Source organism: Enterococcus sp. DIV0660C (assembly GCF_017316125.1).
GTDB lineage: Bacteria > Bacillota > Bacilli > Lactobacillales > Enterococcaceae > Enterococcus_B.
Genome location: NZ_JAFLWA010000054.1, coordinates 1 through 11,704, shown reverse-complemented (window position 1 = coordinate 11,704; position 11,704 = coordinate 1). Strand labels below are relative to the sequence as shown.

Below are 11,704 nucleotides of genomic sequence, written 5' to 3'. Positions count from 1 at the left end.
GAAGGTCGCTGTTGTTGTCTGGTCCTGAACTCATATTCTCCTCAACTATCCCGTTTACTCGTTGCATATATCCTTATTAAAATAAATCAATTTGTTACTATCTACAATGGTCTCTAGTATCCTTATTTTTTGAAAATCAACTAGCAGTTTAACTTTTAATAATCCATTTTTTCTGTTTCTATCTACCCAGTCATAATCGATTAACCGTTTCTCCTCCAGCTTAACTAATCATTGAATGATCCACCATATAATTAAGCCGAGTATTAAAATAAACAAAACTAGCAACAAAAAAGAAAATAATGTAAATCCAGTGTTGAATATTTTGCAAAAAATAAAATCAACTAACCAACAAATACATAGTAAACTAATAATCAAAGCAACTATTATATTTTGCATATATTCTTGAAATTCTGTTAAATCACTTAAAATAGACTTATGCATTTGGGGATTTACCAAGTCCGTTTATATACGAAACTACAACTATTTTTCTTAATAAACTAGTGTATATTTTAATGATTAAATTACTCAAAACAGTCCGGTAGTAGATAAAATTCTCACAATTTAAATATTCTAAATCCAATAGCAATTTTCGCCTTTCTAATTCGTAATATTCCCATTTCCAGCTATTAAAAAACAGTAGTTTAATTGAGTAATGCGTTCAACTTTTTAGTTCATGACTATGGCAATCATTCTGTTTTAAAAATTTCTGTAGAATACCAAAAGTAAATTTCATAAGACTTATTACTTTTTTTTACCTACCTATTTTTTTGTTTTCCAAATCTATTTTCATAAACATTTCTATATTTATCATATAATAATTTTCCTACTAGAGTTTTTACCTTTGTGTTGGTTTTTGTATAATCAATTGAGTCCATATAATCTAATAAATATTCCTGATCAATTACTTTCAAAAGTCGTTCACCGGAAGTCTCCATTGATAAAAGAACTGGATTTGTTAAATAATTGTAGAGTTCAGCAAGATATGCTTCTTGAAGATAAAATTGAGAAATTTTCGAAAAAAATTCTTTTCCATTTATATCAGAAATAGTTTGTTGAATTTCTCGTTTGGTTTTTTCATACTCTTTGCATAATACTTTTGCGTTTCTTCTAAGAATTTCATTTTCTTGCGTATCTGATAGTAAAAAATATCTACGACTTATTATCCAAGGATCAATTTCCCAAAAAAACTGACACAATTTTTTTCGCCTCCATTTAATATTTTAAAAAAACAGCAAATTTGATTCTTAAAATTTTAGATCCAGAATCAATTATATTTCTATATTATTATCACTATGAGTAACTACAGTGGCTTTCTTTCAAATTTATAAAAGCCTCTAGCTCTTAGAATTTTCCCCTTTTCAACATATAATGGGGAATTTTTTTCACTAGCAATTAAATTAAAATATAGCTTCCCATATTGTTTATAAAACCATATACTATTATTTTTATTATATTCATAATTTCCAATACCATAAGATGGATCGATTTCCATTGTTAGATAATTTGCTCCATCTGAAAGGATTAATTTTGAACAATTTGATTTCTCTTTGCTGCTTCCAAAAATATCGTAGGAAAAATTTTTAATTTCATCAGGAAATAATGGATCTCCAACTGGTATGATGCCATTATTATAATTATTTGTTGATGCTTGTAAGAAATAATAGTCATCTATTGTGACATCTTCTAACGGCGTTAATTCTACCTCAACCTTGATTTCTCCACCAATTATTGTATAGATAATTTTTTCTTTCAGAATCCCTCTGCCTGTCCCATCTAATTTTTTTGTATTTGTTCCTTGAACGATATTCGTTGTAATAAGTTTTACTGTATCAGCTTGGTACATCCCATTCTTATTGTATTCTTTCTCATCTAATAAAAGACGAAAACTTTCCATTTTAGCGGTTGGTGTATTCCTCTTATCATCAAAGGTATGCCATCCCCCAGTAAAACCATTCGAGTCTGGATCATCTCCATCTATATTATCTATTGCTCTTAAGCGATGATAGGGAGAAACATAATCTGTAGCAACTTTATTCAGCAGAATTTTTTCATTATCAAAATCATCGGATATTGTACCTTTCTTATTAGGTATCAAATAAGAATTTGATATTTGCCAAGTTTTATTTTCAGAAACTACTGCAAATGTAAGTAGCAAATCATAATTAGAATCATATTTACTAATAATCTTTACAGAGTCCTTCTCTTTTTTTATATTCATCATTTTACCTTCAATATTTACCTTCTTATCTGCTAATTTTTGATAATTTTTATCGTAAAGTTCAACAACCACATCATCGTCTTTTTTTAGTCCAGGCATATAATAACTGAAAAACTTTTCATCTTTTTTTGTTCCTGAAAAAACAACTTCTGGAGTTAAAAATAAAAATAACGAACTTATAAGCAAAAACCACTTAACCATTAATATAAAAATATTCCTTTCTATTTGAATCTCTGCTATACTTGCGAGCAATTTTTTGATAAGTTTATTTCATTTTAGAACATCGGTTGATTTTTTATTTTTTCTCTATCTGTTTCTATAAAATACTCTACTTCAATAGTTTTCATATAGAGCTGATAATTCGATTGCTCTAAAAAAATTAAAAATCTTACTTGTCCTATTAGTTACTCTTTCAAGTAGCTGTTCTTTCAATTTTATGCTACTTTTCGTATCTATATATAACTTGTAATTTCATTTACACATAGCCTATGAGACATAGGTACCTTGTAATTTTTTTTAAAATTTCCTACCGTAATGTATAAAATCAAATTTTCAGAATCAGGAATATCTAACAATTTCCGTGTTTTTTTATCCCTTTTTATATCAAACATAGTATTTAAAGCACAGGCAGCGAGCCCCTCATATTCAAGAGCATATAAAAGTGACATAGCAAATAATCCACCATCTATATAAATTTGATTTCGTTCTGTCACATCAATAAAATAATTCGTATCTGTTGTTATCATAATCAAACATGGTGGACAAGTATAACCATTGAAGCCACCTTGAATTTTCAACGCTTTTTCTATAATTGTTTTGTCTTGAATTATACGAACTCGTGAACTTTGTCTATTGCAAACTGATGGGGTCTTTAAAGCTATTTCAACTGCCTCATTGATTTTTTTCAGATCCACACTAGAATTTTGGTAGTCTCTTACACTATTCCTTTCCAGAGCAAGATTTTTAAAGTTTTTACGATAGTTCTTGTTTACATCCACGCATGATAGTTGCTTGGCACCTCCTATTTTAAAATTATGATTCAAATAAAATTCTTTGAATTCTTGCACATTTATAATAGGTTTGACATCATATCTTTTTTCTTCATGTACACTGATATATTGATTCAATACTGAAACAGCATTTAAATAAATCGAATTATACGTATCGTAATTCGATTTTTTATATAGCTTTACCAATCTATACAATTCGGGTATTACATTCTTGCCAAAATAATAACGGAAGTTTTCTCTAGCTAATCCTTTTTCAACTGAATGACTGTAAAAAATAAGTCTAGCTTTTAATTGTTCTTCATTTACAAAATTTTTTTTTGAATAATTTTGTAAAAATCGTTTTTTATCTAACTTGAAGAGATACAGACTTCTGCCATAGTTACGAATTTGTTTTAATTTTTCCAAAAAAGTATCAGGTAAAATATATTTTAGTTCCTTTTTCATTTGCTCTTTCCTTTCACCACTTTAATAATAGGTTGTAGCACATGTGGGATAAATATAACAATAAAAATCAAATATATTACACAATAAATTAATCCGATTATAAAAAAATTCAAAAGATTGTTGCTATTAAAAGCATTGGTCATCACTTTACAGATTATGGTCGACATAGTTATTGGTAATAAACATGGGATTGTCTTTTTCCAAAATAGCTTAATATTTAGTTTCATTACTCGTATATAATACCAATTCATGACTAAACCATAACCAACAATCAAACTGAATATATATCCGACCGTAACCCCCATTACTCCTACAGTATTTACACTTATTATAGTTATCACGATGTTTAATAAAGAAAAAATCGTTAAAACAATCGATCGAAAGAAATGCTTATTTCGTGCTTGTTGTATTTCAATCGCAATATTTTGTGACAAAGGAATCAATAGTGGAATCACCACTGAAATCAATAAGTAATAAACATTATCAAATCCTTGTCCTAGCCAAAAACGTAAAAATTCTTTCCCTAAAACAATAAATCCACCTAAGAAAAATCCTAAAATCAATACTTGATATCGTCCAATTTTAATCATTAAATTATCTAACTCACTATCGCTATTTGATTGATGAACTAACTGATTGACTTTTGGAATAAATATTGTCGTTAACACTTGAGAAAAAGTTAAGAACAAAGACTTTAGTTGGTTAACTATAGAATACATAGCTACTTGTTGAGTATTTTCTAGAATTCCTAATGTATAGATTGGGGCGCTATCATTAATTTGATTAAAAATTTGATTGAGAAAAATAAAAAATGAGAATGTGCCGATGTCTTTCATAAAAGACAGTTCAATATTTCGAAATGAAAAACCCATATTTAATTTTTTTATACAAAAATAAACATTAACGAATAAATTAAGAATAGTAATAGCAGTTTGAATGATAACTACTATTACAAGATTTTTGTGAAAAAAATATATAATAGGTATTGTCAAAACTGGCAATAAAATAGACTGCAACATCTGCCTTATTTGTTGAAAAACAAATCGTTCATTGGCTAATATATTGGATTCAAAAGTCGTACTTATAAATGTAAGTACAACATTTATAATCATAAAAAACATTAATTGCTTCAGTTTCATTTCATCTGCGAATGACGATGTTGACAAAAAGCTACTACTATTTTGCATGATAATAGTGCCAATCACGCAGGTAAGCAAAGATATGCCACTAAAAAAAATAAGATATGTGCCATTTAATTTTTTAATTCCATCTTGGTCTTTTTTTACTGAAAAAGAAGTATAAAATTTTATATAAGCAAATGAAAAACCTAGATTCAATAAAGATAAATTACTGACAATTGAATTTGAGAGCTGGTAGAGACCATAGTCACCCTTTCCAAAAAAACTTATGAGAATTTGTGTATAAATCAATACGGAAAAATTCTTTATAATTACAGTAAAATATGATAATACAATTCCTTTACTTCTATTAGTCATTTAGAATTCTCCTTACAAGAATTCACTATTTTTTCTTCTATTAACGCTCTCCCTCTCTTTCTCTCATCTTCTAGTAAACACTGAGTTGATTCAAAATGAAATAAAGATAATCTTTCCTCAAAATTATCCTCAATATGTACGATTGCACATTCCATATTAAATTTATGAATCAAACTATCAATTCTTGTATACGTTCCTTTATTATCTGTACGTCTAAAAACAAAAAAAGGAGTTTCCATAATGATTGAAAATACACTGCCATGGAAAGAATCTGTAAAAACATATTGTGCTTGATAAATCAGTTCAACAAATTGCTTGGGATCAACAATAACTCTGTTTTCTCCAAAGGTATCTCCCATAATCTGAATAATTTTTAAATTCTTTTTTTGTGCAAAATCAGTGATTTTATTTACTATTTCCTTAGATATTTCACTTACAAAATAAATTAGTACAAATGCTTGATCTTCACTATCTTTTATTTGAAGTTCTTTTTTCCACTCCTCTTTATTTAATAATAAAGTTGGATCAGGTGCTGTATCTACAGTCTTTTGTATCAATTGTTCAACTATTTTTGTTCCTGATTCTTCTCTTACGGAAATATAAGCCATTTGTTGTAAATACTTCTTATAGTGCTGCTTTAATAAACAGGGTCTACTGGCTAATTCATCCACACCAAAACTAGCAGAATAGCTATATCTCTTTTCAGCTGGTGCAAAGCCAAGAAAATGTGTATGATCAAATTCAATAATATTAGGGTTCCAAACCTGATCGCTTCCTACAATAAATAAGTCATAATTATTTTGAAAATCACTCAGACATTTAGAATCAACTTTCTTTACTTTAATATATTTTTTTGTGAAAGCTCCAATTATATTCCACTTCTTAGCTTGCATTTTGCGATAATTCTTTCTTTTTTTGATACTCGAAAACGTTAATTTTTTTAGTACTTTTTTTGAAAGGTAATAAACATCGCCCATGTTACCTGCATTAGTAATCCAAAGTTCTTTTTTTATACGATCAAATTTATTTTTAGTTATCTCTATCGTTTCAACTTCTGTACCAAGTTCGTTTAATACACGCTGTAACGCAAAATTTTGTAGCCTGTTTCCATAATTAAATTCACCATTTAGTGTGATAATTCCAATCTTTTTCATAAAATAATCCTTTCATTCATTAGTTATTAAGCGAATTTCTATATTTTATAATTTTTGCTGGATTTCCACCTAAAACAACATTGTCTGGATATACTTTTCCTGGAACTACTGTTCCTGCAGCAATCACTGTGCCTTTTCCAATCACTGCACCTGGTAAAATAATTACTCTAGCACCAATCCAAACATCATCCTCAATCACAACTTTTTTAGTCACTATTTCTCCATCTATTATTTTTTTGCCTAACGGAGGTATCTCATGATTTTGCGTGAAAATCATGACTTCAGGTCCCATCATCACGTCATCACCAATGAGGAGACCGCCAGAAGCAACAATCATGCTACGATCTCCAATAGATGAACGACTTCCTATAGAAACTTTATTTAGATATGAAATCTTTAGTTTCGGACGAATCACTACGTCATTTCCTACAAAAGCAAAAATTTTTCGAGTAATCTCTTCTCTCATTCTCCGATAAATACGATCCAATAGAGTTGCTCTATACGGTATACATAGATAGTTTGAAATATAAAACATCGCATAGTAGACAAATTTCAACTTACTCACTCTTTCCAGAAATTACAGTTATTTTTTCCACTAAATTTTTATTGACCTCTTCACTATCATATTTTTTTGCCGTCTTTATGGCGTTGATAGATAACATTTTCTGCTCTGATTTGGTCATCTTGTCATATTTTTCAATCATACATTCAAGATCTTCTTGGTTGCCTGGTTCAAATAAAAAGCCATTTTCTCCATTTTTCACATATGTTTTTATTCCTCCAAGATTACTACCAATGACTGGCGTCCCACAGGCCATGGATTCCAAACCAACTAGCCCTAAACTTTCTCCTTCTCTCATACTTGGGAAAATAAAAATATCTAAAGAAGAGTAAATATGAACTAATTTTTTTTGAGATAAACAATTATGTTTTTCAACGTATTTTTCTAAATTTAATTCTTTTATCAATGCCAGTGCTTCCTCATTTTGTGCACCATCACCGACCATGATCAATTGAATATCATAATTTTTTTGTATTAAATTTCTAATAGCATAAAGCAAAAGGTCCCATCCCTTTTCCTTATCAATTCGGCTTACATAGCCAATCGTTAGTTTTTCATTTGTATATTGTTTTTTTTGACTATTAAAAACAGTGAAGTCAATTCCTCCAGAAGGTGAAATCCAAGTGTTGACATTCTTACCATATTTATCTTTTACCAAATCTTCAAAATAAATGGATGGAACGATTGTTAAGTCAGCCTCTCCTATTAAATACTTTGTTAAAAAATTCGTTTTTTCTTCCAATTTTTTTTCTGGTGTTACGTCACTTCCATGAACGTTAACGATTAACTTTGCTTTTTTATTAAACAATCGTGCCATTAAAATAGGAGGTGCATTATATCCAGCATAGTGAACATAAATAATTTTGTATTTAGAAAAAAGACAATTCATAAAAACTTTCATATAGAAAATTAAATAATTGTATATTTTTTTTAATTTACTGGTCGTTTTCGTCATATAAATGATCTTAGCTTTTTCCTGTAGAGAAAGCTTTTTATAAAAATTTTTAACAAAAACGCCATAATTGGGATATTTCTCTGACGGATACATATTAGATATAACTAGTATCATAAAATTACCTCATTTTATACTTTTTAATCCAGCATCACTTGAATAACTCAAGAAAATAGCTAGAAATGTTGCTGTCATTGAATTAACAAAAATATGCCCACCCATAAAACTGTAGAGAAGAAAAATTATTAGCATACTTTTCATTTCATTCTTTTTGGAAAAAAACAGTAAGATAACTTCCTTTTTGAAGAAAGCAATGTATGAGATGAAACCAAAAAAACCATACGAAAATAAAAAATCAAAATAATCGATTTCTACAATTGACCTCTTTATTCCATCTATTGTTGGGGTGAAAGGAGAACTATATCCTGCTCCAAATAAATAAAGAAAAAATCGATGTGTTGAGTTATCGATTTCATACATGGTTTTAGTTAGATAGGACAATCGATTACTTGTTAAAAAATCGATTGTTGATCCATTAGACTGTTCGGAAAAATAGTTTAGTCTATTTGTGATATCCGTAATCAATCCACCTAAAAAAATATAGATTGCAATGAATAATAGTACTATGCTGGCAGCAAAATACAGCTTATATTCTCTTTTTATACTGCTACAAAATATTTGGTAGACAAAAATTAAGGAACAGACAATTGACAATAATATGCCTAATTTAGTAGCAGTGATGAATAAAGAAATAAGTGTAGCAATGTACAATAATATTGTCGTCACAGCTTTTTTAATTTCATTTTCATTAAAATAACTAATAATCAAATTTTTTATAAAGAACAGATTTGCAGCCAAAATAGCTATTAAGGAATTTAGTTCTATAAAAAAACCTTTATTCCCTACGCCTTGAACTTCTGACGCCTTAGACATTAGCCCATTATGATCAATGTCATAGCTAACAAATCCTGTTCCACATAAATAAGGAATTATAATCAAAGAACTATATAAAATTCCATATATCAAAATGATTTTTTTTAAGTCTTCTCTTTTGATTTCTTGTGAAGAAAGGCCTTCATAAAAATAGCAAAAATAGAACGGTGCTAACAGGATTCTAAAAACACTTTTTAGATCACTCATCAATAATGCTTTATTTTAAAATTGGCTTACTAGAATACACATAAACACACTTAAGAGAATTAGAAAATAAATATTGTATTTTTTTATCAAATTCCCCTTCATTATAAAATAACAACTTATCACTACTACAGTTGTTAATCTATAAATGTCAGATAGACCTAAGCCAGAAAAAAATCCATTTAAAGATTCAACTATAGGCATTATCATAAACAAGAGTATTATTATCTTATTAATCATATATACTTCAACACCTATGAGATTTTCTTCTACTATTTTTTCTGCTTCTTTTCTCATCTTTGTGTCTATGTTTTAAATATGTGTACGTCATAAACACAGTCCCGTATAAGATAAAAAAGAACGTACATAGAACACTAAGTATAGTTGTTTTACTGTTAGAGATAACATCAACAACTGAAGCATTACTAAGAATCGACAACTTACTATGTGAAAAGAGTTCATTCCCTTTATTACATAATTCTTTTAGTATCGTATTTGCTAAGTTTATACTTTCTTTTTTATCAGTGGATATAACTTGTACAGTCAATACCTGAGAAGTTGAAGAGTACAAAACTTTCAACTTCGATTTTATTTTTAAATAATCTGCATATTTTTTTTCTAAATTTGAATTAACTTCCTTTAAAAAGGAAGGACTATAAACTAATAAGCTATAATTTTCATTATATTTCAACAAATCCATGCTTTTTACATTGTCATCATCTTTGTCTACATATGGATTTATCACTAATTGACTCTGACAAACATATCTTTTTGGAAACAACTCATATTTATCTAGAAGGAATGTACCAATCAAAGCAGACACAACAGATAGACAAATCATTGGTACTAAAACTTTGTTCAGAATTTTTATTATTTTTTTTTTATTTAAAATGATTATACCTTCCTTCTTTAATAATTATGTTTTTATCTTTTCATGTACTATCGACTTTAAAAATTTTAGATTTCCTATAAAGTATCTTAGAAATAGTCTTTTAGGTTCTTGAATTAAACGAAACAGCCATTCCAAATTCATTTTTTGAAGCCATAGTGGTGCCCGTTTTTTGTTGCCGGACAACACGTCAAAACTTCCTCCAACTCCCATAAAAACTGAATGGACATCATTCGCAAGTAGATATTCTATGAGATATTCTTTTTTAGGGGAAGTTATACCTACAAATACTAAATCCGGCTTTAGATTAGCTAAGTTAGTTGCTATTTGTTTCCAATCTTTTTTGTCAAAATAGCCATTTCGACTCCCGACAATAATCAATCCAGGATATTTAGAAGAAATTTCTGTTTGCATTTTTTCTAAGACTTCCTCTTTAGCTCCTAAAAAATAAACAGTATAATTTTTTTTTTCAGCAAGACATAATAATTCTTGCATCAAATCGATACCAGCAATCCGTTCAAATATCCTGTCTTTTTTTAAAATTTTTGAAGCAAAAACCATAGAAACACCATCCGGGTGAATAATGTCTGCATTCTTAACTATTCTTTTCAATTCATCATATTTTTGGAGTTGATTGATTTTATCTGCGTTAACACCAATTATGTGCGATCCTTTGTGTAAATTTATTTTTTTATCTACTTCTAAAACAAATTCATTCATCGATCCAATATCCAAGGGTATATCTAACAAGTATTCCTTTTTCAACGACATAAATTAAGTACCTCTTATTGTTAAATTATCTCTACTTTAAAAATATCAACTGAAGGAATTCCTTCAGTTGATACTTAATTGATTATTTCTCAATAGAGACTTGTTGTTCCGCTACTTGCTTATAATCACTACCATAGATCACAACTGACGCTTTATCTGTTGGTTTCAATCCACTCATATAGTATTTGATTGTTCCTTCTGGTAAATTGTTCATTGATACTAAGGCTTTCTTTTCACCATTGACTACCAATCGCATATATGCGGCATCGTCCCCTGTGTATGTTCCAGTCACAAATTGGCTGATTCCTTCTTTGTATGAATCAACACTTGTAATTTCTACTGGTACTTTCGCTTTTTCGATTGGCACTTCTTTTTCTGCTAACTGTTTGTAATCTTTGCCATAGATCACAACTGACACTTTATCTGTTGCTTTCAATCCACTCATATAATATTCAAATTTACCTTCTGGTAAATTGCTCATTGATACTAAGGCTGTTTTTTCGCCATTGACCATCAATCGAATATAGCCAGCATCGTCTCCAACATACGTTCCAGTCACAAATTGGCTGATTCCTTCTTTATACGGATTGACACTTGTAATTTCTACTGGTACTTTTCCTTTTTCGATTGGTACTTCTTTTTCTGCTAACTGTTTGTAATCTTTACCATAGATCACGACTGATACTTTATCTGTCGCTTTTAACCCACTCATATAATATTTGAAGGTTCCTTCTGGTAAATTGTTCATTGATACTAAGGCTGTTTTTTCGCCATTGACCATCAATCGGATATAGCCAGCATCTTTTCCTTTGTATGTTCCAGTCACATATTGGCTAATTCCTTCTTTGTATGGATCGACACTTGTAATTGCAAATTGGTCGTCTTGTTTATCCAACAATTCTTGTGCTTTGTCGATTTTGTTTTGTAGTTCTTGTTTTTTCGCTTCATCTGTTACTTTATCGACCGCTGCTTGTGCTTCGTTGATTTTGTCTTGGTTGACGCCATCAGCTAGGTTTTCTCCCTTGTACCATCCGTTGAGTTTGTCATTTGCTTCTTGCACTCTTGGTGCTT

10 protein-coding genes are annotated in these 11,704 nt (G+C 29.3%); all 10 read right to left on the bottom strand.

Going from position 1 to position 11,704, the window contains the following annotated elements; translation table 11 throughout:
* Positions 1-755: 755 nt before the first annotated feature.
* On the bottom strand, positions 756-1,196 hold the full coding sequence (locus DOK81_RS11995; protein ID WP_206911162.1) for a hypothetical protein: 441 nt from the start codon (positions 1,194-1,196) through the stop codon (positions 756-758).
* Positions 1,197-1,300: 104 nt separating this feature from the next.
* The gene (locus DOK81_RS11990; protein WP_206911160.1) at positions 1,301-2,419 is read right to left on the bottom strand and encodes a hypothetical protein; all 1,119 of its coding nucleotides are present in this window, start codon (positions 2,417-2,419) and stop codon (positions 1,301-1,303) included.
* Between the two features lie 251 nt (positions 2,420-2,670).
* A complete protein-coding gene (locus tag DOK81_RS11985; RefSeq protein ID WP_206911157.1) occupies positions 2,671-3,672 on the bottom strand; it encodes a nitroreductase family protein in 1,002 nt (333 codons plus the stop codon).
* Positions 3,669-5,168, bottom strand: a complete 1,500-nt coding sequence (locus DOK81_RS11980) for a lipopolysaccharide biosynthesis protein (protein ID WP_206911155.1) — start codon at positions 5,166-5,168, stop codon at positions 3,669-3,671. Before DOK81_RS11980 ends, DOK81_RS11985 begins: the two co-directional genes overlap by 4 nt.
* Positions 5,165-6,322 carry a polysaccharide pyruvyl transferase family protein gene (locus tag DOK81_RS11975; protein ID WP_206911153.1) on the bottom strand — a complete coding sequence of 386 codons (1,158 nt, stop codon included), beginning with the start codon at positions 6,320-6,322 and terminating at the stop codon, positions 5,165-5,167. The genes DOK81_RS11980 and DOK81_RS11975 overlap by 4 nt, the downstream gene beginning before the upstream one ends.
* A 19-nt stretch (positions 6,323-6,341) precedes the next feature.
* Entirely contained in the window at positions 6,342-6,809 is a 468-nt protein-coding gene (locus tag DOK81_RS11970) for an acyltransferase (protein ID WP_242590026.1), read from the bottom strand.
* 70 nt (positions 6,810-6,879) lie between these two features.
* Entirely contained in the window at positions 6,880-7,953 is a 1,074-nt protein-coding gene (locus DOK81_RS11965) for a glycosyltransferase (protein ID WP_206911152.1), read from the bottom strand.
* Between the two features lie 9 nt (positions 7,954-7,962).
* A complete protein-coding gene (locus DOK81_RS11960) occupies positions 7,963-8,976 on the bottom strand; it encodes an O-antigen ligase family protein (RefSeq protein ID WP_206911151.1) in 1,014 nt (337 codons plus the stop codon).
* Positions 8,977-9,889: 913 nt separating this feature from the next.
* The gene (locus tag DOK81_RS11955) at positions 9,890-10,633 is read right to left on the bottom strand and encodes a WecB/TagA/CpsF family glycosyltransferase (protein WP_206911149.1); all 744 of its coding nucleotides are present in this window, start codon (positions 10,631-10,633) and stop codon (positions 9,890-9,892) included.
* Between the two features lie 82 nt (positions 10,634-10,715).
* A partial coding sequence (locus tag DOK81_RS11950) for an immunoglobulin-like domain-containing protein (RefSeq protein ID WP_206911148.1) occupies positions 10,716-11,704 on the bottom strand: 989 nt, incomplete at its 5' end.